The 23,063-nt window shown below is 67.0% G+C and carries 20 protein-coding genes; 1 reads left to right on the top strand and 19 read right to left on the bottom strand.

The genetic code is table 11. From position 1 onward, the window contains the following. Positions 1–5: 5 nt before the first annotated feature. On the top strand, positions 6–302 hold the full coding sequence (locus tag ABIC16_RS06965; protein WP_354290541.1) for a hypothetical protein: 297 nt from the start codon (positions 6–8) through the stop codon (positions 300–302). A gap of 55 nt (positions 303–357) precedes the next feature. Here the strand turns inward: ABIC16_RS06965 and ABIC16_RS06960 are convergent, their stop codons facing one another. From ABIC16_RS06960 to ABIC16_RS06870, 19 genes are all read right to left on the bottom strand, one after another. Further along, a complete protein-coding gene (locus tag ABIC16_RS06960; RefSeq protein ID WP_354290540.1) occupies positions 358–1,539 on the bottom strand; it encodes a deoxyguanosinetriphosphate triphosphohydrolase in 1,182 nt (393 codons plus the stop codon). Further along, positions 1,536–3,758, bottom strand: coding sequence for an SPOR domain-containing protein (locus ABIC16_RS06955; RefSeq protein WP_354290539.1), 2,223 nt, complete (start codon positions 3,756–3,758; stop codon positions 1,536–1,538). Before ABIC16_RS06955 ends, ABIC16_RS06960 begins: the two co-directional genes overlap by 4 nt. A 154-nt stretch (positions 3,759–3,912) precedes the next feature. Continuing rightward, on the bottom strand, positions 3,913–5,382 hold the full coding sequence (gene ftsZ / locus ABIC16_RS06950; protein ID WP_277968685.1) for a cell division protein FtsZ: 1,470 nt from the start codon (positions 5,380–5,382) through the stop codon (positions 3,913–3,915). Positions 5,383–5,497: 115 nt separating this feature from the next. Continuing rightward, positions 5,498–6,760, bottom strand: coding sequence for a cell division protein FtsA (ftsA, locus tag ABIC16_RS06945; RefSeq protein WP_277968684.1), 1,263 nt, complete (start codon positions 6,758–6,760; stop codon positions 5,498–5,500). A gap of 39 nt (positions 6,761–6,799) precedes the next feature. Then, positions 6,800–7,798, bottom strand: coding sequence for a cell division protein FtsQ/DivIB (locus ABIC16_RS06940; protein WP_354290538.1), 999 nt, complete (start codon positions 7,796–7,798; stop codon positions 6,800–6,802). Continuing rightward, entirely contained in the window at positions 7,795–8,739 is a 945-nt protein-coding gene (locus tag ABIC16_RS06935; RefSeq protein WP_354290537.1) for a D-alanine--D-alanine ligase, read from the bottom strand. The genes ABIC16_RS06940 and ABIC16_RS06935 overlap by 4 nt, the downstream gene beginning before the upstream one ends. Continuing rightward, entirely contained in the window at positions 8,736–9,647 is a 912-nt protein-coding gene (gene murB / locus ABIC16_RS06930; protein ID WP_354290536.1) for a UDP-N-acetylmuramate dehydrogenase, read from the bottom strand. The genes ABIC16_RS06935 and murB overlap by 4 nt, the downstream gene beginning before the upstream one ends. A 3-nt stretch (positions 9,648–9,650) precedes the next feature. Then, positions 9,651–9,845 carry a hypothetical protein gene (locus tag ABIC16_RS06925; protein WP_354290535.1) on the bottom strand — a complete coding sequence of 65 codons (195 nt, stop codon included), beginning with the start codon at positions 9,843–9,845 and terminating at the stop codon, positions 9,651–9,653. Beyond that, positions 9,842–11,260, bottom strand: coding sequence for a UDP-N-acetylmuramate--L-alanine ligase (gene murC / locus ABIC16_RS06920; protein WP_354290534.1), 1,419 nt, complete (start codon positions 11,258–11,260; stop codon positions 9,842–9,844). The genes ABIC16_RS06925 and murC overlap by 4 nt, the downstream gene beginning before the upstream one ends. Continuing rightward, a complete protein-coding gene (murG, locus tag ABIC16_RS06915; protein ID WP_354290533.1) occupies positions 11,257–12,417 on the bottom strand; it encodes an undecaprenyldiphospho-muramoylpentapeptide beta-N-acetylglucosaminyltransferase in 1,161 nt (386 codons plus the stop codon). The genes murC and murG overlap by 4 nt, the downstream gene beginning before the upstream one ends. Then, positions 12,414–13,628 carry an FtsW/RodA/SpoVE family cell cycle protein gene (locus tag ABIC16_RS06910; protein WP_277968779.1) on the bottom strand — a complete coding sequence of 405 codons (1,215 nt, stop codon included), beginning with the start codon at positions 13,626–13,628 and terminating at the stop codon, positions 12,414–12,416. Before ABIC16_RS06910 ends, murG begins: the two co-directional genes overlap by 4 nt. 5 nt (positions 13,629–13,633) lie before the next feature. Continuing rightward, complete coding sequence (murD, locus tag ABIC16_RS06905) at positions 13,634–15,022, bottom strand: UDP-N-acetylmuramoyl-L-alanine--D-glutamate ligase (protein ID WP_354290532.1); 1,389 nt, start codon at positions 15,020–15,022, stop codon at positions 13,634–13,636. Between the two features lie 145 nt (positions 15,023–15,167). Further along, the gene (gene mraY / locus ABIC16_RS06900) at positions 15,168–16,238 is read right to left on the bottom strand and encodes a phospho-N-acetylmuramoyl-pentapeptide-transferase (protein ID WP_354290531.1); all 1,071 of its coding nucleotides are present in this window, start codon (positions 16,236–16,238) and stop codon (positions 15,168–15,170) included. After that, complete coding sequence (locus tag ABIC16_RS06895) at positions 16,238–17,614, bottom strand: UDP-N-acetylmuramoyl-tripeptide--D-alanyl-D-alanine ligase (protein WP_354290530.1); 1,377 nt, start codon at positions 17,612–17,614, stop codon at positions 16,238–16,240. The genes mraY and ABIC16_RS06895 overlap by 1 nt, the downstream gene beginning before the upstream one ends. Continuing rightward, a complete protein-coding gene (locus tag ABIC16_RS06890) occupies positions 17,611–19,038 on the bottom strand; it encodes a UDP-N-acetylmuramoyl-L-alanyl-D-glutamate--2,6-diaminopimelate ligase (protein ID WP_354290529.1) in 1,428 nt (475 codons plus the stop codon). Before ABIC16_RS06890 ends, ABIC16_RS06895 begins: the two co-directional genes overlap by 4 nt. 10 nt (positions 19,039–19,048) lie before the next feature. Beyond that, positions 19,049–20,779 carry a peptidoglycan D,D-transpeptidase FtsI family protein gene (locus ABIC16_RS06885; RefSeq protein WP_277968674.1) on the bottom strand — a complete coding sequence of 577 codons (1,731 nt, stop codon included), beginning with the start codon at positions 20,777–20,779 and terminating at the stop codon, positions 19,049–19,051. After that, positions 20,776–21,435: a hypothetical protein gene (locus ABIC16_RS06880; RefSeq protein WP_277968673.1), complete on the bottom strand. Its 660-nt coding sequence runs from the start codon at positions 21,433–21,435 to the stop codon at positions 20,776–20,778. Before ABIC16_RS06880 ends, ABIC16_RS06885 begins: the two co-directional genes overlap by 4 nt. Then, on the bottom strand, positions 21,435–22,391 hold the full coding sequence (gene rsmH / locus ABIC16_RS06875) for a 16S rRNA (cytosine(1402)-N(4))-methyltransferase RsmH (RefSeq protein WP_277968672.1): 957 nt from the start codon (positions 22,389–22,391) through the stop codon (positions 21,435–21,437). Before rsmH ends, ABIC16_RS06880 begins: the two co-directional genes overlap by 1 nt. After that, a complete protein-coding gene (locus tag ABIC16_RS06870) occupies positions 22,388–22,888 on the bottom strand; it encodes a division/cell wall cluster transcriptional repressor MraZ (protein WP_277968671.1) in 501 nt (166 codons plus the stop codon). Before ABIC16_RS06870 ends, rsmH begins: the two co-directional genes overlap by 4 nt. Positions 22,889–23,063: the final 175 nt, after the last annotated feature.

The raw sequence follows: 23,063 nt of genomic DNA, 5'->3' as shown, positions 1-23,063 counted from the left end.
CGATCATGCTCAAGTTCATCGCCGCCGTCGCAACGGTCGTCGTCGCCACCGCCGCCCCTGCCTTCGCCGACGTCGCCACCGACGCCCGCACCTTCACGCGGGACGGCCAGACGTTCACCTACACGAAAGTCGCCAAGGACGATCACGTCGATATCGACGGTCGCAACCTGACCTCGGGCGCGACCTTCCATCTGGTCGTCCGCGGGAAGCGCGTCGCCGGCGTCTCCAACGGGGTTCCCGTGTCGTTCGCCGTGCCGCCCAAGTCGGCCACGGTCGATGCCAACGGCGGCACTGCCAACTGATCGCGTCGCCCCCCGGCGGCGTGCCGCCGGGGGGTCCGATCGGTGCGAAGCTGACTTAGAACCCGTCCGGAAGGTCGATCGGACCGACCACCTCGCGGAAGCGCGACACCGCATAGCGGTCGGTCATTCCCGCGATGAAATCGGCGATGTGGCGGCTCCGGGCGGGTTCGGCCTCGGGCAGTCGCTCCGCCCACGCCGCCGGCATCGACCGCGGGTCCTCACGATACGCCGTGAACAGCCCCGAGACGATTCCCTCCGCCGCCCGCGCCGCCTCGAGCTGCCGCGGATGATGGTAGAGGTTGGCGTACATGAACCGCTTCAGCGTTCGCTCGTCATCCCGCATTCCCTCCGAAAACCCGACGAGACAACGCCCCGCCGACCGGACGTCCGCGATATCGCCGATCCCCTCCAGCCGCCGCTGCGTCTCGCCGATCAGATCGTTGACCATCGTGCCGATCTGCGTGCGGATCAGTTCGCCGATCAGGCGATCGTTCGAAATACCGGGAAACCGCGTCCGAACGCCGTCCCATTCACGCGCGATGACCGGCACCGCAAGCAACTGGTCGAGCGTCAGCAGACCCGCGCGCAACCCGTCGTCGATGTCGTGATTGTCATAGGCGATGTCGTCCGCGATCGCCGCGACTTGCGCTTCCAGGCTCGGCCAGCGCGTCAGCTCGAACGGAAACGCCGCGTCGCATTCCGCCAGCGCCCAGCCCGGCCGCGCGATCGGGCCGTTGTGCTTCGCCAGCCCCTCGAGCGTTTCCCAGGTGAGGTTGAGCCCCTCCCAGCGCGGATAGGGGCTGTCGATCAGCATCAGCGCGCGCAGCGTATTGCCGTTGTGGTCGAACCCGCCCTGCCCCGCCAGCGCACGCTCGAGCGCATCCTCACCGGCATGCCCGAACGGCGGATGGCCGATGTCATGCGCCAGCGCCAGCGCCTCGGTCAGATCCTCGTTGAGCCCAAGCGCCCGCGCGATCGTCCGTGCGATCTGCGCGACTTCCAGGCTGTGCGTCAGGCGGACGCGGAAATGGTCCCCGTCCGGTGCCATGAACACCTGCGTCTTGTGCCGCAACCGGCGGAAGCTGATCGAATGGACGATGCGGTCGCGGTCGCGCTGGAACGCGTCGCGCGGCCCCCGCACCGACACCCCACCGCTCCCGGCGCTCCCGGCGCTTTCGTCATGCAGGCGCCCCCGGCTCAGCTCCGGGCGGCTTGCCCAGCGCGCGACGCTTCTCATTTCCCGGGCAATTTCGTGACTTTCTGTCCAGCTTCACTCGTGAAGACGAACCCCGACAGGCCCTGCTTGGCGAGCGTGTTGACGAACGCCTGCGCTTCGTCGTCGGTCTTGAACGGTCCGGTCAGCACGCGGTTGGTCGCTCGCTGCGGCGTGACCCACCCCGTCCGCCCTGCAAGCGCCTTGGCGTTCTTGCTTTTGAGCTTGTCCCATTGCTTGGACAGGTCACCGGCATTGGCGCCGCCCGCCACCTGCACCCAATAGCGCTGCGGTTCGAGCAGCTTGGGATCGTTCTTGCGCTTCTCCTCCGCCTTCTTGGCGTCCGCGAGCTTCTTGGCGTCGGCAACCTTCTTGCCGGCCTTGTCGGCGAGTGCCTTCTTGTCGGCAGCGGTCTTGCGCGCCGCACCGACCCGTTCGTCGGCAGCATCCGCGTCCACCACCGGCTTCCCGGAATTGCGGTCGACCATCCGCGTTTCGGTCGGAGTCCGCGCAACCGATGCGCGCGCGGGCGCCGCTTTCGGCAAGGCGGCGGTCGTGCCTTCGGTTTCCAGCGGACGGCTCGGGATCGCGCGCTGGATCGGCGGCGGCGCGGTGACCGCCATCCGCTCGGGCGCGACGCCCAGTTCGGTGCCCGGAATGTTGATCCCCGCGATGATCGCCGCCAGGATCGAATCCTCGCTGCGGACTGGAGCAGGCGTAGCGACCGCAGCCGCAACCGGCGCGACCACGCTGGGCGCAACCGCCGCAGCACCGCTCGGTTCGGACGCCACCGGAGGGACACTCCGCGCGACATAGGCTGGCGGCGTCGAAGTCGCGCCCGGCTGGACCGCTGCGGACGCGGCGTTGGCGCGCTGTGTCGCGGTCAAGGGCACAGCCGCCGCCTTCGCCCGCTGCGCCGTCGGCACATAGGCCGACCGATTCGGCGCAGGAGTCGCCGCCGGATAGGATGGTGCATAACCAGACGAAGCGGCACGGCTCGCGCCCACCACGGTCGACGATCCGAGCGCCACGTTCGAAGGCAATGCGGCAGAACTGCCACCGCCAGCGGACGACGGCCCCTCCGCGAACGCAGACGCCGTCTCCGGCGTGCGCAACGCGCTGGCGGCGGCGAGGTTCGCGGCGCGGGTCGCGCTCGACGCGGTGCTGGTCCGCCCGCCATAGCGCGGCCCCTGATACGGCGTTGCGGACGCCATCGTCGTCGGGCGCGGCACATAGGCCGGGGGCGCCGGCAGCGGCACGACCGGCGGTGTCGTCGCCGCCACGATCGTCACGCGCTCGCGTTCGCGCTCCTTGCGCGACCGGCGATCCTTGCGGCTCGGCGCTGCGGCGACCGTCACGGCGGGGGGCCGCGGCGTCGCAACGCTGTCGACCGGCGCGGTCGGATCGGGGCGCAACGCAGCGAGCGGCGGAATCATCCGCGCGTCGGCAAGCCGCGTGGGCGAAGCGCGCACTTCACCAAAATGTACAGCGAACGCGCGATCCGCCGGGCGCAGCGACGGCAGGATCTCGAAGAACGGCTGCAACCCCTGCGCCATCCCCGCCGGCATCATCGTCGTCGCGATCCGCTCCGCGCCCGCCTTGTCGCCGCCCATCGCCAGGATGAACGCGCGCGACCGCCACGCGCCACGGTCGCTCTTGCGCAACAGCGGTTCGATTTCCTTCAGCGCCAGCTCGCGCTTCCCCGATATGCCGAGCGACAGCGCATAGCGCCGACGCGTCTCGTCATCTTCGGCGGCGCGCAAGGCAACGCGATATTCGCGCTGTGCGCGGTCCTGTTCGCCGATCAGATCATAGGCAAGGCCACGGTCGGCGGCGAAACTGCGGACGTCCCCGCCCAGCGACTCCGCCTCGCCGAAATGCCGCAGCGCTTCGCCCGGCCGCTCGGCGGTGACGAGCAGATTGCCCTCGCCCGCCTTGATCCGCGGATTGCGCGGATCGATCCGCGCCGCGCGCGCGAAGAACGTCGCCGCCGCGGTCGGGTCTTCCAGCTTGAGCGCGAGTTCACCCGCGCGGACCAGTGCCTGAACGTTGTTGGGGTCCGCCGCAAGCAAGCGGATCTCGCTCGCCAGCGCGTCGGCATCGCCGACCGGCTGGACCATCATGGGGGAGGTCTGCGGATAGGGCGTCGGATAGACCGGTGCGCGCGCAGATTGCGATTGGGCCACTCCAGCATCGCTCGCGGCCAGGGCGAGGACGGAAGCGGCGAGGCGGACGATGCGCATGGACGATCCTAAAGCCCGTCGCCGCTGAACCGGCAATGACGGCGGGAGCCGCTTGCGCCGAGACGAAACGGAACTCCGGCGGACGACAAACTCTGTTTCCGGCATCGCCGGAAACCGGACCACCACGCCCGATCGGACGTGGTGGTCATGGTTCTTACTGGTTGTTCTGCCGATGCAGGAAGCGCGGGATGTCGAGCGGATCCTTCTCGGGTGCAGCCTCTTCCTCGCGCGCGGCGCCGCGCGACACGCTCGACATCCGCTCGAACAGCGTACCGCCAAGCTTCACGCGGGGTGCGGGGGCAGCGGGCTCGGCCGGTGCCGCGACGGGTGCGTCTTCCGAAACGGCGGCACCCGGCGACAGCCAGCGGCGCCGCGTCGGCGCTTCGGCGGGGGTGTCGTCGCTGGCCGGTGCCGGAACATCGACATCGCCATAGACGCGCGGCGGGGCGGGCACGACGGCGTCGCTGCCGAGCACCAGTTCATCCGCCTGCGACGGCGCTGGCGGCGCCACCGGTGCGGGCGCAGGCGCGGCGGCTACCGGAGCCGGCGCGGGGGCAGGCGTCGGTGCAGGCGCGGGCGCGGCTGCGGGCTCGTCACTCTTCTTGTTCGAGAAGCTGAACGCGCGTGATGCCGGAGCCGCTGCCTCGGGGGGGCGCGCCTCTGCCTCTATACCGGTGGCGACCACCGAAACACGGATCTTGCCTTCGAGGTCGGGGTTGAACGCCGAACCCCAGATGATGTTCGCATCGTCGTCGACCAGCTCGCGAATATGGTTCGCGGCCTCGTCGACTTCGAGCAGGCGCATGTCGTCGCCGCCGGTGATCGACACGATGACGCCTTTGGCGCCCTTCATGCTGACGCCGTCGAGCAGCGGGTTGGCGATCGCCTTGGACGCCGCCTCAATCGCGCGATTGTCGCCATCGGCTTCGCCCGTGCCCATCATCGCCTTGCCCATCTCCTGCATCACCGAACGGACGTCGGCGAAATCGAGGTTGATGAGGCCGGGCATGACCATCAGGTCGGTGATCCCGCGGACGCCCTGCTGGAGGACTTCGTCCGCCATCTGGAACGCTTCCTTGAAGGTCGTGTTCGCGTTGGCGACGAGGAACAGGTTCTGGTTCGGAATGACGATCAGCGTGTCGACGTACTTCTGCAGTTCCTCGATGCCCGCTTCGGCGCTCTTGGCGCGGCGCGTGCCCTCGAAGGCGAACGGCTTGGTCACGACGCCGACCGTCAGGATCCCCATGTCGCGCGCCGCCTTGGCGATGACGGGGGCCGCACCGGTCCCGGTGCCACCGCCCATGCCCGCGGCGATGAAGCACATGTGCGAGCCTTCGAGCATCTTGGTGACCTGGTCGATCGTCTCCTCGGCCGCCGCACGCCCGATCTCGGGGCGCGAACCAGCACCCAGCCCTTGCGTGATCTTCACGCCGAGCTGGATCTTGTGGCTCGCCGCAGACTGCTTCAGCGCCTGCGAATCGGTGTTGGCTACAAGGAATTCAACGCCTTGCACGTCCGCGCGCATCATGTTCGCGATGGCGTTGCCGCCTGCACCGCCGACGCCGATCACCGCGATCCGCGGGGTCAGTTCGTCGACTTCGGGCGGCAGAAATTCGATGCTCATGTCCCAGTCTCCAACGGGCGCCACAGGCCCGACGCACTCAATTTACTTCAAAGGCGGTTCTGCACTATCACCGCCAGTCGTTCCAGCGCGAACCGCCCGATCGGGTCGTAATTGTTTAATAATTCGCACGAGCCGCCGCCATCAGGCGACGAATTACCGCGAATCCCTTCGGACGATGCACGAGTTGCTGTTTGCTCGACAGCGCGCGCAGGTCGATCGGGTCGGCGGCGGCGTAGAAAGCGAGCCCGGCCAGGGTCGTGAATGCAGGAGTCGCATGCGCTTCGGGCAAGCCGGTCAACCCGCGCGGGCGCCCGATCCGCACCGAACGCCCCAGCGCCGCTTGCGCATAATCCGCGATGCCCTTCAGCTCCGCGCCGCCACCGGTCAGCACGACTTGCCGCCCGACCGGACCTTCGAACTTCAAGTCCTTGAGCGCCTTGGACACTTCGCCGATCAAATGGTCCAGCCGCTGGCGGATGACCGAGATCAGCTGCGCCTTGGTGATCCGCGTCCCGTCGCTCGCATCTTCCTCGGCGGAGATTGGCGCGACGTCGATCATCTCGTGGTTGTCGCGCGGGGAAGCGTTGGCCGAGCCGTGGACGCATTTCATCCGCTCCGCCTGCGCGCGGCGCGTGCCGAAGGCGGACGCGATGTCGTCGGTAATGTCCTGCGCGCCGATCGGGATCGACATCAGCCCGACGAGCATCCCGCCCGCGAACAGCGAGACGTTGGTGATCCCCGCCCCCAGCTCGACCAATGCGACACCAAGCTCGCGCTCCTCGTCGCTGAGGCACGCCATTCCCGTAGCGACCGGCGACGCGATGATCGACTTCACTTCGAGATGCGCGTTGGCGACGCACAGCCCGAGGTTTCGGACCGGCGATCCATCCGCCGCGACGACATGAATGTGAACGCCAAGCCGATCGGCATGCAGCCCGAGCGGGCGCTTCACCCCGGTGAGGCCATCGAGTGTGTACAGCGCGGGCTGCGCGTGCAGCACCATCCGCCCCGCGGGATCGATCGACTCCCGTCCGGCCTGGAGCAGCGCATCGATGTCGGTCTGCTCGACCCGGTGGCCGCCCAGCTCGAATTCGATCGACGCGACGTCGGACACCAGCCCGCCCGCCGAGAAGCTGACCCACACGTTCTCGATGTTGAGGCCCGCGATCCGCTCGGCCTGTTCGACCGCCTCGCGCACCGCGACTTCGGTCGCCGCGGCATCGGCGATATAGCCGCGCTTGACGCCCTTGCTCTCGCGCTGGCCGGTGCCGAGCACGATCAGCTCGCCGCCATCGCCTTTCTGCGCGATCATCGCCGACACCTTCGACGATCCAATGTCGAGTGCGGTGATCAACCCTTCCGGTGCGGTTTTCGCCATGCCCTTACCCCTGTTCCCACCAACGCTTACCGCAATCGCTTAAGCCTGTGAATCCGTGCTCGTTCTTTTTACCGCGGTCAGCCGTGGCGCGCTGCTTTGCGACGCGGCCGGGGTCGGCGTCGCGGACGGCGCGACGGTCGGCACCTGTGTCGGGGCGGTGCCCGGATCCGTGATCGCCTTGTTGGTCGTCACCCCCGGCTTGCGCGCGACCAGCCGCGTCGGATCGCGCATGTCGAACCCGAGCCACCCCTTGCCGAGCAACGGCCGAACCCCGTCGAGCTGCGCGAACTTGACCAGCGCCTTCGCCGCGGCGGTATCGCCTTCGGGCAAGGCGAGCGTCTCGCCGGTCTCGAACGTCAGCGTCCAGCGCCGGTTGCCGACCCAGGTCGCCGCCTTGACTTGCCCTTTCAGCGCGGGCGCCGCGTCGAGCAGCGTGCGGTAGGGCACTTCCTGCTCGTTCGCATGCGGGCCGATCACCACCGGCAGATCGGGCATCGCCTGCGGGTCGACCGGCTCCAGCCACGTCCCGTTCGCGGCGATCAGCGCGAGCTGCCCCTTGTTCTGCCAGATCGCACTGGGCTCGCGTTCGATCACGTTGACCAACAGCGTATCGGGCAACCGCCGCGAGACGTGCACGTCCTCGATCCACCCGCTGTGCGAGACGAGATCCTGCCGGATCTTCTCGAGGCTGACGAGCGGCATCGCCATCGACGGCTGGTTCGCCGCGATCTTGTAGATGACGTTGTGGTCCATCCGGTTGAGCCCGGTGATCTGGATGTTGGTGACCTTGAAGCCAGCGTCGCCGATCCCCTCGCCGATCGCGGTACCGATCGCCGCGGGAATGCCGAACCACGACGCGAGCGCGATCACGCCCACCCCAACCGCGCCGGTGATCGTCCAGGTCGCGAGCTTGTGCAGCGTCGCCTCGCTCACCGGCAAGGCGGAGAGCGCACGATCGATCGCCGATGGCTTGGCGGCCTGTTTCCGCTTGGGCTGGACCGGACGACGGACGGTGCCGCGCTTGATCGTCCCGCTCATGGCGACCCGGCTTTCGCAGCGTTGTCCTTGAGAGCCTCATCGACGATGATCTGGACGAGCTGCGGATACTCGATCCCGCAATGCCTCGCCTGCTCGGGAACGAGGCTCAGCGCGGTCATCCCCGGCTGGGTATTGACCTCGAGCAGGAACAGCCCGTCGACCCCTTGTTCGTCATCCCAGCGGAAGTCCGAGCGCGATGTCCCCTTGCACCCGAGCAACCGGTGTGAATCGAGCGCAATCCGGCGGCAAGCTGCAGCAATTTCGTCGGGAATGGCGGCTGGGAAGACGTGTTCCGTCAATCCGTCGGTGTATTTGGCGTCAAAATCGTACCAACCGTTCTTCGGCTTGAGCTCGGTGACACCCAACGCCCGATCGCCCAGCACCGCGGTCGTCAACTCGCGTCCCCGGATATAGGGTTCGGCAAGCAGTTCTTCAAACTCGGCCCACGGCCCCGCCACGCCGCGCGCGATCGGGTTGCCGTAATTCCCCTCGGCGGTGACGATCGCCACCCCGACCGACGACCCTTCGTTGACGGGCTTGAGCACATACGGCCGCGGCAACGGATCACCGTCGTACAGCGATTCCGACTTCACGATCCGCCCCCCCGGCATGGGGATGCCACCGGGGACAAGAAGCAGCTTTGTCAGTTGCTTATCGATCGCGATGACCGAGGTGGCGAGCCCGCTATGGGTATAGGTCAACCCCATCAGGTCGAGCATTCCCTGCACGGTGCCGTCCTCGCCCGGGGTCCCGTGGAGCGCGTTGAACACGACGTCCGGCGCGGCCTCGGTCAGCCGCGCGGCAACGTCCTTGCCCATGTCGATCCGCGTCACCCGGTGGCCGAGTGACTCCAGCGCATCGGCCACGCCGTTGCCCGACATCAGTGAGACGTCGCGCTCGGCGGAGGGACCGCCCATCAGGACGGCGACATGGAGCGTCATGCCTTCACTCCAACCCGCTGAATTTCCCACAGTAATTCCACTCCCGATTGCGCCTTCACGCGGCCGCGCACGTCTTCCCCGAGCGCCTCGATCTCAGCACTCGTCGCAGCGCCGAGGTTGAGCAGGAAATTGCAATGCTTTTCACTGACTTGCGCATCGCCGCGCGTCAGCCCGCGACATCCCGCCTGGTCGATCAGCGCCCAGGCCTTGTGGCCGTCCGGATTCTTGAACGTCGACCCGCCCGTCCGCGACCGCAACGGTTGCGAAGCCTCGCGCTCAGCCGCGATACGGTCCATTTCCGCTTGAATTACAGACGGTTCCTCCGGCCGACCGCGGAACGTTGCGCTCACCACGATGCAGCCTTCGGGCAAATCCGAATGGCGATAGCTGTACCCGACGGCCTCGACCGGCAGCACACGCCGTTCGCCCGAACGTAGAACGATCTCGCATTCGACCAGTACGTCCTTGGTTTCACGCCCATAAGCGCCGCCATTCATCCGCACGAACCCGCCAACCGTACCGGGGATCGAGCGCAGAAACTCGACACCCCCGATACCCGCATCCCGCGCCGAGGACGACACCAGAATCCCGCTCGCCCCGCCGCCGCAGACCAGCGTCGTCGCATCGATCGCGGTCACCTTGGCGAACGGCTTGCCCAGCCGGATCACCACGCCCGGCACGCCGCCGTCGCGCACGATCAGATTCGAGCCCAATCCCAGCGGCATCACCGGCACCGCCGGATCGAGTGCCGCCAGAAACTGCGCCAGATCGTCGGTGTCGCGCGGCTCGAACAGCCATTCCGCCGCCCCGCCGGTCTTGAACCAGACGAGCGGCGCGAGCGGCGCCTGCGGCGTCAGCCGACCCGCAACCTCCGGCAACGACACGGAAAAGGACGGCGAAGACGCCATGCTTCAGCCAAGCCCCCACATGCGCGCCCAGGCGTTCATCGCCGCGATGTTCGCTTCGGCCGCCTTGCGACCCGCTTCCTGCATCTTGACGAACGTATCGCCCGCACCGAGCGCCTGTTGCCCGGCACTGAGCGACGCCTTCTGCGCGTCGAGCATCTGTTGCTGGAGTTTGATCGATGCGGTGAACCAGTCGGTCATGAACGTGCTCCTTCGATCGCGGTGGCCAATCCTGCAGCCCATTTGGTGATGTCGCCCGCGCCGAGACACACGACCATATCGCCAGCCTGCAACACCGGCGCCAGCACCTCCGCCAGCGCGCCCGCATCGGCGATCGTGGCGGCGGAACGGTGCCCGCGGCGCTTGATCCCGTCGACCAGCGCGTCTGCGTCGACGCCCTCGACCGGCTGTTCGCCCGCAGCATAAACGGGACTTACCAATACCATATCGGCATCGTTGAACGCGCCTTGGAATTCCTCCATCAGGTCGCCGAGCCGCGAATAGCGATGCGGCTGCACCACCGCGATCACGCGGTTGCGCACGCCCTCACGCGCAGCGGCGAGCACCGCGCGGATTTCGACCGGATGATGCCCGTAATCGTCGATGATCGTCGCGACCCCGCCCGGCACCGCGACTTCCCCGACCTTGGTGAATCGCCGCTTGACCCCGCCGAACTTGGCGAACCCCTGCTGGATCGTCGTGTCGTCGATCCCGAGCTCGAGCGCCACGCCGATCGCGGCGAGCGCGTTCTGCACGTTGTGCCGCCCCGGCATCGGCAGTTCGATCCCTTCGATCGATCGGCTCGTCCCGTCACGGTGGCGGATGATGACTTCGAAGCGATTGCCGCCCGGCACCGGAGTCACGTTGACCCCGCGCACATCGGCCTGCGCCGCGAAACCATAGGTCACGACGCGCCGGTCACGGACCCGCGGGATGATGTTCTGGACCTCGGGATGATCTAGGCACAACAACGCTGCGCCGTAAAAGGGCACGTTCTCAATGAACTCGACGTACGCGTTCTTCGCTTGCTCGAAGCTGCCGTAATGGTCGAGATGCTCGGGATCGATGTTGGTGACGACCGCGATCGTCCCGTCGAGCCGCAGAAAGCTGCCGTCGCTCTCGTCCGCCTCGACCACCATCCAGTCGCTCGCGCCGAGGCGTGCGTTCGATCCGTAGGAGTTGATGATCCCGCCGTTGATGACCGTCGGGTCCACCCCGCCCGCGTCGAGCAGTGCCGCGACCATGCTCGTCGTCGTGGTCTTCCCATGCGTGCCCGCGACCGCGACGGTCGACTTGAGCCGCATCAATTCCGCCAGCATTTCCGCGCGTCTTACCACCGGAATGCGGCGTTCGAGCGCCGCTTCAACCTCGGGATTACCGCGTTTGATCGCGGTTGACGTCACGATTACCGCAGCATCGCCAAGGTTATCGGCATGATGCCCGATCAGGACCGGGATGCCCTTCTCGCGCAGCCCCTCGATGACATAACCATCGGCCACGTCCGAACCCTGCACGCTGTAGCCGAGGTTCTTCATCACCTCGGCAATGCCCGACATGCCGATCCCGCCGATGCCGACGAAATGGATCGTGCCGATGTCGGTTGCGACACCCCTCATGCGAATGCTGCCTTCTGACTGGGGTTGCGGCGCTGCGGAGCGCCGATCGGCATATCGCCGCGCGTATTGCCGAGGCTTTCGACCAGATCCGCCAGATCGCTCGCCGCTTCCGGGCGACCACAGGCGCGCGCGCGCGCCGCGGCATTCTGGAGCGCCGCGGGATCGAGCCCGAGCTTCTGCATCTGCTTGGCGAGTTCGACCGGCGTAAAACTGCTCTGCTGGATCGTCCGCGCGCCGCCCGCCTGCGTCATCTCGCGCGCGTTGACGGTCTGGTGGTCGTCGGTTGCGGAGGGCAACGGCACGAGGATCGCCGGGCGTCCCGCGCACGTCAGCTCCGCCAGCGTGGATGCGCCCGCGCGCGCGATCACGACATGCGCCCAGGCCAGTTGCTCCGGCAAATCAGGTAGATAGGTCGCCAAATCCGCCGCGATCGACAGGTCGGCATATTTCGCGCGGCACGCCTCGATATCCTCGATCCGCGCCTGATGCGTCACTTGCAACCGCCGACGGAACGCAAGCGGGAGCAGCGACAACCCGTCGGGCACTACCCGGCTCAGCACACTCGCGCCCTGGCTGCCGCCCGTCACGAGCACGCGGAAAATGCCGTCTTCTTCCAGCAACGGATACGGCTTGGCGCGGAGCGCAAGCACCGCATCGCGCACCGGATTACCGACGAGATACGTCTTGTCGCGCAGCTTCCCGCCCAACCGCTCGACCTCCGCATAGGACGCCGCGATCGCATCCACCTTGCGCGCCACCAGCCGGTTGACCCGACCAAGTACCGCATTCTGTTCGTGCACCGCGGTCGGGATCTTCTGGTTGAACGCCCCCAGCAGCGCCGGCAACGCCGGGTATCCGCCGAAGCCGATCACCGCATCGGGACGAAAGCTCTTGTAAAGCTGGATCGCCATTGCGCGACCCTTGAGCATCGCGCGGGTCGCCTTGAGATACCCCAACGGCCCGCCACCGAGCCGCCCCGCCGGCAGGATGTGCGTCTGGATCCCCTCGAACAATCCCGGGAAGCGCACACCGCGTTCGTCGCTGACCAGCGCAACGTGATGCCCGCGCCGGATCAGTTCGACCGCAAGCGCCGCCGCCGGGACCATGTGTCCGCCGGTCCCGCCCGCGGCCAGTACGAAATGTTTCGCCACGCTCATTCGCCGCTCCATCGCGCGATATATTTGGATCGCATGACGAACGGATTGCGTCGGGTAAACGCCAGCAGCAACCCCATTCCGATCGACAAAGCGATCAACGACGACCCGCCATAGGAAATGAACGGCAGTGTCATGCCCTTCGAAGGCGCGATCCCGGTATTGACCGCCATCGAGATCAGCGCCTGCACACCGAACTGCGTGGCAAGCCCGGCTGCGGCGAACAACCTGAATTCGTCCTGTTCGTCCAGCAGCTTGACGAACACGCGCACAACGATCGCGAGGAACAGCAGCGCGATGATCATGCACGCGATCAAGCCGAACTCCTCGCCGATGACCGAGAAGATATAGTCGGTATGCCCTTCCGGCAGCCGAAACTTCATCGCTCCGCCGCCCGGCCCGGTCCCGCGCCAACCCCCTGCCGTGATCGTGTCATGCGCCGCGTTGGTCTGGTAGTGGTCGGCCGCACCCGGTCCCTCATGGTCGGGAAAGACGAACGCGTTGATTCGCGCGCGTGCCGTGCCGTAGAACATGTACGCCGCGACGAGCCCCGCCGGGACCGCCGCGACAAACCCCGCGATGATCTTTGGCGAGGTTCCGGAAATCAGCAGCAACGCCATCCACACCGCGCAGAACACCACGGTTTGCCCAAAATCCGGCTGGAGCATCAGCAGCACCGCGACCAATCCCGTCATGCCCGCGGTGATCGTCACCACCGGCAACGCATCGTCCTGCGCGCGCATCGACAGGACCCACGCCGCGGTGACGATGAAGAAGGGTTTGAGAAACTCGGATGGCTGGAGCAGCGACACGCCAAGGTTGAGCCAGCGTGTCGCACCGTTCTTCTGGACCCCGAATACCGGCACGAGCATCAGCAGGATTAAGCACGCGACCGTACCGATCAGCGCCATCCGACGCGCAACCGGGACCGGTAGCATCGACACGCCCAGCAGCACGGGCAGCGACACGCCGACCCACGCCAATTGCCACCACAGATAGTAAAGCGGCGCGACGTGGTGCTTTTCGTCCGAATAGCGCGTCGCGGCGGCAGGCGACGCCGCGCCGACCGCAACCAGCCCGACCGCAATCAGCAACAGCGTCAGCAGCAGAAGCATCCGGTCGATATCCCAGAACCACGTCCCGAGCGGCGACCGGTCGCCGCGTCCGCCGCGACCCTTCATGCTCTTCCACAATTTTGGCGGGCTATTGCTCATATCGTTCACTGGAGCGCCTCGACCAGGGTCCGGAATTGGGCGCCGCGATCTTCGAAATCACGGAATTGATCGAACGAGGCGCATGCGGGCGACAGCAACACCGTATCCCCCGGCGCGGCACTGCGCGCGGCTGCGGCGACTGCGGTAGCGAGATCCCCGCACTGCTCGACCGGCACCTTGCCAGCAAGGATCGCGGCGAACCGCGGCCCCGCTCTGCCGATGGTATAAGCGCAGGCGACATGGCCGAACTGGGGGGCGCAGGCATCGAGGTCGTCCGACTTCGCTTCCCCGCCAAGGATCCAGTGAATCCGCCCGAACGCCGCCAGCGCAGGCGCGGTGGATTCGGGGTTGGTCGCCTTGCTGTCGTTGACATAGGCCACGCCGTCTCGGACGCGGATGCGTTCCATCCGGTGCGCCAGTCCCGTGAAGGTCTGCAGCCCCGCATCGATGGCTGCTTCCGGCACTCCCAGCTCTTGCGCAACAGCGATCGCGGCGAGCGCATTCTGTGCGTTGTGCGGGCCTTGCAGCGACGGCCAGCGCGACTGGTCCATGCACACGCCGGGTGCAATCTTGGTAAGATGCTCGCCGCGCGCGGACAGGCTGCGCGCGATCAGCGCGGAGGGGGTGTCACCGATCCCTATGATCGCGGCGTGCTCGGGCGACTGCATCGCGAACAGGCGGGCCTTGGATGCGGCATAGGCGTCGAACCCGTCGTAGCGATCGAGATGATCGGGCGTGATGTTGAGCAGCACCGCGACGTCGCAGTCGAGGCTCTGCGTCAGGTCGATCTGGTAACTCGACAGTTCGAGCACATAGACGCCGCCTTCGGGGAGCGGTTGCTGTTCGAGGATTGGCAGGCCGATGTTGCCGCCCATCAGGCTGGGGATCTTTGCCGTTTGCAGGATGTGGTGGACGAGCGCGGTGGTGGTCGACTTGCCGTTGGTGCCGGTGATGCCGACGACCTTGTGGGAAGGCAGGGATGCGCGCGCCTGCGCGAACAGTTCGATGTCGCCGAGTATGGGGATGTTTGCGGCGCGCGCTTTCTCCGCCACAGGATGACGATTGAGCGGAACGCCGGGGGAGACGACGAGGCCGTCGAAGCGCGTAAGGTCGAACGTCTCGGGATCCGAAAATTCTAAAAGCCCCTCCCCGTTAGGGGAGGGGTTGGGGGTGGGGCGTGTCTCACCGAGAGCAGCGCCTGGTACAGCCCCACCCCAACCCCTCCCCTGAAGGGGAGGAGCTTGAGAAAGAAGAGCTGCCCGCTTCGCCGCATCTGAATCCCACGCGACCACTTCCGCCGAGCTCGCAACCAGCGCACGCACGCTCGCCACGCCCGATCGCGCAAGCCCCAGCACGGCGAAGCGCTTGCCACTCCAAGTTGGCGAAACGATCACGAGAAGGCCACCATAAGAAAAAGCCCCTCCCCTTCAGGGGAGGGGTTGGGGGTGGGGCGTGTCTCACCGAGAGCAGCGCTTGGTACTGCCCCACCCCAACCCCTCCCCTGAAGGGGAGGGGCTTCAGAAAGAAGAACCGCGCGCTTCACCGCAACTTCAACGTCGAGAGACCAGCCAGCGCCAGCACCAGCGCAATGATCCAGAACCGGATCACGACGGTCGGTTCGCTCCATCCAAGCTGTTCGAAATGATGATGAATCGGTGCCATCCGAAACACGCGGCGCCCGGTGCGCTTGTACCAGAACACCTGGACGATGACGCTCACCGCCTCGACCACGAACAGCCCGCCGATGATCCCGAGCACGATCTCGTGATGCGCGACGACCGAGATCGCCCCGAGCGCCCCGCCGAGCGCGAGGCTCCCGGTGTCGCCCATGAACACCGCGGCCGGCGGCGCATTGAACCACAGGAAGGCAAGCCCCGCCCCCACGATCCCGCCGCAGAAGATCGCCAGATCGCCCGCATGCGGCACATGCGGAATCCCGAGATAAGTCGCGAACTTGAGGTTGCCCGCAAGGTACACGATCAGCATGAACGCGACGCTCGCGATGATCACCGGCATCGTCGCCAGCCCGTCGAGCCCGTCGGTCAAATTCACCGCATTGCCGAACGCGACGATCGTGAACGCCGCGAACACGACGTAGAACCAGCCCAGCTGGATCACCGGCCCGGTGTAGAAGGGCAGATACAGATGCGTCCCGTTCTGGTGAACGATGATGGCGCTCGCAACCAGCGCGATCGCGAACTCGCCGATCAGCCGCAGCTTGCTCGATACGCCCGCGGTGCTCGCCTTGCGCACCTTGTCATAGTCGTCGAGGAACCCGATCGCGCCGAACCCCAGCGTCACGAAGGTGCAGGCCCAGACAAACGGGTTGGACAGGTCCATCCACAACAGGCTGGAGACGACCAGGCTGGTCAGGATCATCAGCCCGCCCATCGTCGGCGTGCCGCGCTTCGACAGATGCGATTGCGGGCCGTCGAGCCGAATCGGCTGCCCCTTGCCCTGCCGCACGCGCAGCCAGCCGATGAACCGCGGACCGATCAGCAGCCCGAGGAACAGCGACGTCGCAACCGCCCCGCCGGTGCGGAACGACAGATAGCGGAAGAGATTGAGCCCCCCCGGGAATCCCAGATATTCGGCGATGAAATAGAGCATTACTGTGTCCCGCCCCGCAGGCTTGCGACAACCGCCGCCAACCCTACGCCGTTCGATCCCTTGATGAGCACCGCATCCCCCGCCCCCATCATCGCGGAAAGGGCGGCACGCGCTGCGGCGGCATCCGCGACATGGACGAAATCGCCCCTGCCCTCAAGCGCGTTCGCCAGCGGCGCGATGCGTTCACCGACGAGAATGCCCGCTTCGACCCCCGCCGCGAGGATCGGCTCGGCGAGCGCCGCGTGGTAGGCGTCGCTGTCGTCGCCGAGCTCGCGCATTTCGCCGAGCATGACGATCCGCCGCACGCCCTTCTCCGCCGCCAGCACCGCAAGCGTCGCGCGCATCGACGCCGGATTGGCGTTGTAGCTTTCATCGATCACCATTGCGCTGCCCCCCGTCACCCCGACGGTAAAGCGCGCACCACGCCCGGCGAGCCCGCCCATCTCCGCCAGCGCGAGTCCTGCCAGCGCAAGATCGCCGCCGACCGCGTCGACTGCGGCGAGCACGGCGAGGCCGTTGGACACCCAGTGCATCCCGGCCTGCCCCATGGTGAAGCTCAGTTCGCGCTCGCCCACCCGGGCGGTCACGAACGTCCCGCGCGCGGTGCGCATCGTTTCCATCGCATGGACGTCCGCCGCCTTGTCGAGACCAAACGTCACGATGCGCGCGGCATGTGGCGTGGCGGCGGCGATCAGCCGATCACGGTGACGGCTGTCATAGGGCACGATCGCGACGCCGCCGGGCTCCAGCCCCGCGAAGATCTCGCCCTTGGCGTCGGCGATCGCTTCCTCGTCCGGGAAGAATTCGGTGTGCGCGGGGGCGATCGTGGTGACGATCGCGACGTGCGGACGGACCAACTGCGTCAGCTGCGCGAGTTCGCCCGCATGGTTCATCCCCATCTCGAACACGCCGAAGCGCGTCTCAGCGGGCATCCGCGCAAGACTCAGCGGCACGCCGGTATGGTTGTTGTAGCTCTTGACCGAGCGATGCGCCGCATCGGGCGCGCCACGATCGAGCGCCGCAAACAGCGCTTCCTTCGTCCCGGTCTTGCCGACCGATCCGGTGACGCCGATGATCTTCGCCGCAGTCCGCGCCCGCGCCGCGCGCGCCAGCGCGTCTAGCGCCAGCGTCGTATCGGCGACCAGCACGTGGGGATGCGGTGTCGGCTGCGACACGAGCGCCCCCGCAGCACCTTGAGCAAAGGTCGTATCGAGGAACCGATGCCCGTCGCTGAATTCGCCCTTCATCGCGATGAACAGGTCACCCGCGCCGATCTCGCGCGAATCGAACGCGACGCCCGTTGCGGCGAAGTCGGTGGAGGCAGTGCCCCCCGTCGCGGCGGCAATGTCCGCAGCGGTCCAGAGCGGCTTGGTCATACCCGCGCCTCCTGCGCCATTTCGCGCGCGACGCTGACGTCGTCGAAGGGGAGTACGAGATCCCCGACGATCTGCCCCTGTTCGTGGCCCTTGCCCGCGATCAGCACGATATCCTGCGGTCCCGCCGCAGCGATCGCCGCGCCGATCGCGTCGCGGCGGGAGGCGATCTCGATCGCGCCGGGTGCACTCGCCAGGATCATCGCGCGAATGCTCGTCGGATCCTCGCTCCGTGGATTGTCGTCGGTGACGATGACGTGATCGGCCTGTTCCGCCGCAATCCGCCCCATTTCTGCGCGCTTGCCCTGGTCGCGGTCGCCGCCCGCGCCGATGACGACGATCAGCCGCCCGCCCGCATGGGGTTTCAGCGCAGCGATCGCTGCCTCGAGCGCGTCGCGGGTATGCGCGTAATCGACATAGACCGGCGCACCGCTCGCCGCGATCACCGCGCGTTCGAGCCGCCCGCGCACCGGCTGAAGCCGCGCAAGGTTGGCCAGCGTCACCGCCACGTCCCCGCCAGTCGCGATCACCAAGCCGGCGGCGGTTAGCGCATTCGCCGCCTGATACGCGCCGATCAACGGCAGGGTGAGGGTATGCGTCCGTCCCTCCGCTTCGATCGTCAGCGCCTGGCCGAGCAAGCTCGGCACCCGCTTCACGAGCTTGAGCCGCTCGCCGGTCGTCCCGACCGTCGCAACGGTGATGCCGCGCTCGCTTGCCGCGGCGGCGACCTGCGCAGCAGCGGCGTCATCCGCCCACAGCACCGCCGTGCCATCGTCGGCCAGCACTTCAGAGAACAGCCGCAGCTTTGCGTCGAGATAGGCCGCCATCGTCCCATGATAATCAAGGTGATCGCGGCTCAGGTTGGTAAAGGCGGCAGCCCGCACCGCGAGCCCCTCGGTGCGATATTGCGACAGGCCGTGGCTCGACGCCTCGAACGCGACGTGGCTCACGCCTTCGCGCGCAAGACCCGCGACGTTCGACAGAAACGTCACCACGTCCGGCGTCGTCAGCCCGGTCGAGACTCGGTCGTCCCCGGTGGTCACCCCCAGCGTTCCGATCGAAGCGGCGTGATACCCGACCATGCGCCACAATTGCCGGACCATCTCGACGGTCGACGTCTTGCCGTTGGTCCCGGTGACCGCGACCGCGACTTCGGGAAACGGCGCGAAATACCGCGCGGCGAGACGCGCGAACGCACGGCGCGGATTGGCGTCAGCGATATGCACGGCCCCGACGACAAGCGCTTCCGGCCGCGCAACGACAGCGATCGCGCCCCCCGCCACCGCCGCGGCGATATAGTCCTCACCGTTGACGGCCGCGCCCTGGAACGCACCGAACACCGTCCCCGGTGCGACCTTGCGGTGATCGATCGCGAAGCCGCTTACCGTGGCGCTTTCGTTTCCGCCGGTCAGCGCACCCAATTTCACGGCAAATCCTTCATTCTGCGGTTGCGGCAGGTTTCTTCTCGCCGGTCCATACCAGCGGCAAGAGCTGGGATACATCGATGTCGCGTGTAGCGTCGGGTGTCACCCCCAGTAGCGCCCCAGTCCGCGAGATGACCCGTCCGACAACCGGTGCGGCATTCCATGCGGCGGTGGTCAGGCCGAAGGTTTCCTTGGTCCCGTTGGGCGAATCGAGCATCGCGACGACGACATAGCGCGGCGCATCCATTGGGAACGCTGCCGCAAAGGTCGATACGTTCTTGCTGCGCGAATAACCGCCCGCCCCTGCAATCTCGCCGGTACCGGTCTTGCCGCCGACACGATATCCGACCGCATCACCCTTGCGCCCCGTGCCGAGCAGCACGACCAGCCGCAGCAACTGCCGCATCCGCGCGCTGGTTGCCTCGGTCAGCACGCGACGGCCCTTGGGGGCAGCCCCGGGCGCGACTTTGAGCAGCGTCGTCGGACGGTAGATCCCGCCGTTTACGAGCGTGGCATAAGCGTTCGCGAGATGGAGCGGCGTCACCGCGATGCCATGCCCGTAAGCGGTCGTCATCACCGTCGTCCGGCCCCAGTAGCGCGGCCAGATCGGCCCGGCGCGTTCGCGCAATTCGGTCGCAGGGCGTTCGCCGAACCCGAGCGCAGTGAACATCGCCGCCATCCGGTCCTTGCCCATCCTGTCCGCAATCTGCGCGGTCACAACGTTCGACGAGTAGACGAGCGTCTCCGGAATGTTGAGCCAGCGCTTTGGATCGCCGCGATCGTCGTGGATCGTGAACCGGCCGACCTTGAGCGGCTTGGTTGCATCGAACCGGCGTGTCATGTCGGTGATGACACCGTCGTTGATCGCCGCCGCGATCGCGATCGGCTTGAAGGTCGATCCGAGCTCGTAGACCGACTGCGTCACGTTGTTCCGCAGCGAATCACTGCTCGTGCCGCCGATCTTGTTGGGATTGTAGACGGGCAACGACACCATCGAGATAATCTCGCCGGTATGCACGTCGAGTACCACGCCCGTCGCCGCCTTCGCCTTGAAGTTGTTCATCGCGCGGCCGAGTTCGCTTTCCATCGCGGCCTGCACCCGCGCGTCGATCGACAGCGAGATCGGCTCGCCACGACGGCGCGGGTCGCTCAGTCGTTCGTCGAATGCGCGCTCGATGCCCGCCCGGCCAGCAATGTGCGCGTCGGTCGCGGTCGGTCCGATGTACCCGAGCACATGCGCCGCCATCGTCGATTGCGGATACAACCGCTCGGGCTCACGCGCGAAAACGAGGCCCGGCTCGCCGAGCGCATGAACCTGGTTCACCATGTCGGGCGACGCATGCTTTTCCAGGTAGGTAAACTTCGCGCGCATCGTCAACTTCTGGAAATACCAGTTGGCGTCATGGCCCGGCATGATGCGGGCCAGTCCGTCCGCCAGCGCCTGGCGATCGCCGATGACTTGCGGTGGTCGGACGCCGATCGTCCAGGCGTCGATCGTGCGCGCCAGCGGCTGGCCGTTACGATCCAGGATATCACCGCGCACTTGCGGATTGACCGCCAGATTCGCCGCACCGGCGGGCGACCCCAGGATCCCAAGCAACGCAATCCGTCCGATCACGAGCAGGAACCCCGCCATGATCAACAGCATCAGCATCATCAACCGGACATGCGCGACCGCGACCAGCGCATGGCGCTGATCGCTACCCCGTCGCGCGGGGACTGGCCGGGCGACGAAGGTCGTCACTTCCGCGAACGGATTTCGGCGCGGGCACCACTGCGCAAGTCGCCCAACATGCTGTCGTCGAGCAAGGCGCGATCGAGCATCGCAACCGCCGCGCGCTGCTTGACAGGTGCCGCCGACGCCATCGCGGTGCGTCCGACCGGCGCTGCCTCCCGAACAGATTTGGCACGTGCCGAAACCGGTGCCGGGGTGACTGCCGTCTGAGCGTGCGCCACGGGCGCTGAAATTGGCGCAACCTTGGGAGACAACGCCGCGACGGCCACCGCTCCTGAAGCCACGGCCGCAGCAGGTGCGGCACCCGTCACTGCGTCCGTTACCGGCAGCGGCGCCAGCGGCTTGAACGAGGCAAGTTGCGGACCGTTGGGCATGCTTGGCTCAAGCGCGGCGAGCGCGGCCTCGTCGACGACGAACTGCCCCGCCGACGGCGCGACCAGACCGAGCTTCTCCGCGTTCCACTTGTCGAGCTGGGCGAGGTTGGCGCGCGTGTCGAACTCGGTCTCCAGCGCGCGGATCTCGCGCTGTGCGCGCGCGATTTCCACGACGGTGCGATCGAGCTTCTTGCGCTCGGCGGCGACCTGCAACGGCACGAGCAGGAAGCCGAGCGCCACGGCGACGCTCGCCAGGAACCATCCCAGACTCTTCCAAGCCAGCCCAAGCATTACAACGCCCCTTCCGTCCAGGCGGTGGCACCGGTACGTCGTGCCGTCCGCAATGTGGCTGATCGTGCGCGCGGATTGCGCGCGATCTCGTCTTCGCTGGGGCGCACACCGCGCCCGACCTGCTCGAAACTGGGTTGGTGCTTCGCGGCCACCTCGGGCAAATGTCGCGATCCGGAGGGAAGCCCGCCCGACCGCTCCCGCAGGAAGCGCTTGACCATCCGGTCCTCGAGGCTGTGGAACGTCACGACCGCGAGCCGCCCTCCTGGGGCCAGAACGCGCTCTGCAGCGGCAAGGACGTCCGCCAGCTCGCCCAATTCGCGATTGATATGGATGCGGATGGCCTGAAAGGTCCGCGTCGCCGGGTCCTTCTTGTCGTGCGCCTTATAGCCTAGCGCCCGACGAACGATGTGCGCGAGCTCGCTCGTCCGCGTGATCGGACGCGCCGCGACGATCGCACGCGCGACCCGCCGCGAACGAGGCTCGTCGCCATATTGGTAGAGCACGTCGGCAATCGCGGATTCGTCCGCCATGTTGACGAAGTCCGCGGCACTTTCGCCCTCCTGGCTCATCCGCATGTCGAGCGGACCGTCGGACTGGAAGCTGAACCCCCGCTCGGCCTGATCAAGCTGCATCGAGGATACGCCGATATCCAACGTGACGCCCGCCACCGGCACGGCATCCCGCGCGGCGAGCTCGGCTTCCAGCGCGGAGAAGGTCGCAGGCACGAGCATCAACGCGCCATCGGACGTATCGACCAGCGCTGCACCGGCAGCGATCGCGTCCGGGTCACGGTCGAACGCAATGACGCGCGCGCCCTGCGCCAGCATTGCGCGAGTGTAGCCGCCAGCGCCGAAGGTCGCGTCGACATGAGTCTCGCCGGGGGCAATGGCGAGCGCGTCGATCACTTCGTGGAGCAGCACGGGGACGTGCGGGGAAAGGACGGGTGTGTCGCTCACAGCGCGACTCCCTTGGTCTTGCAGTGATAGCGGCACGCCGCCTGCATTACCGGATCGACATCCTCGGCGTCGAGCAAGGTCCTGGGGTCCCATATCTCGATCCAGTCGAGCGTCCCCCAGAAGAACGCATGCTCCCCGATCCCGGCATAGTCGCGCGGGAAGCCGGGCATGATGAAACGCCCCGAACCGTCGAACGGAACCGGCTCGCCGCTCGCGCCGCGCCGCTTGAAATTATAATTGGGCTCGCCGTCCGCGGCGGTATGCGCAGCTTCGCGCGCATCGAGCTGAGCGCGCAGGATCTTCACATAAGCCGGGTCGTAGGCGCGCAGGCACTTGTGCTTGGGATGGACGCCGACGATCACCGTTCCGCCATCCTTGCCATCCGCACGCGGCGCATTCGCCGCCAGCGTCGCCCGAAGAGAAGCAGGAATCGCGACCCGGCCCTTGTCATCGACAAGGCCAAGACCGTCTCCCTGATAATCCCCACGTTCGTCCACGCTTACCCCGCACAAGCGAGCCAGCCTCCCCCGGCCCAGGAAGTGCAAACCTGCACTTCCCAGCGCTGCAAAATGCAGGCGAGTTCGGGATGCCCCTGTTAGACCAGAGGTATCACGGGGAGGGTCGGGGATACAAGGGGAAACCCGGGGATCAGCAGGGTGAGACCGTCAATCT

It is taken from the genome of Sphingomonas sp. PvP055 (genome assembly GCF_040546365.1).
Classification (GTDB): Bacteria; Pseudomonadota; Alphaproteobacteria; order Sphingomonadales; family Sphingomonadaceae; genus Sphingomonas; species Sphingomonas echinoides_A.
The sequence above is the reverse complement of the archived record's forward strand: the minus strand, read 5'-3'. Positions and strand labels throughout refer to the sequence as shown.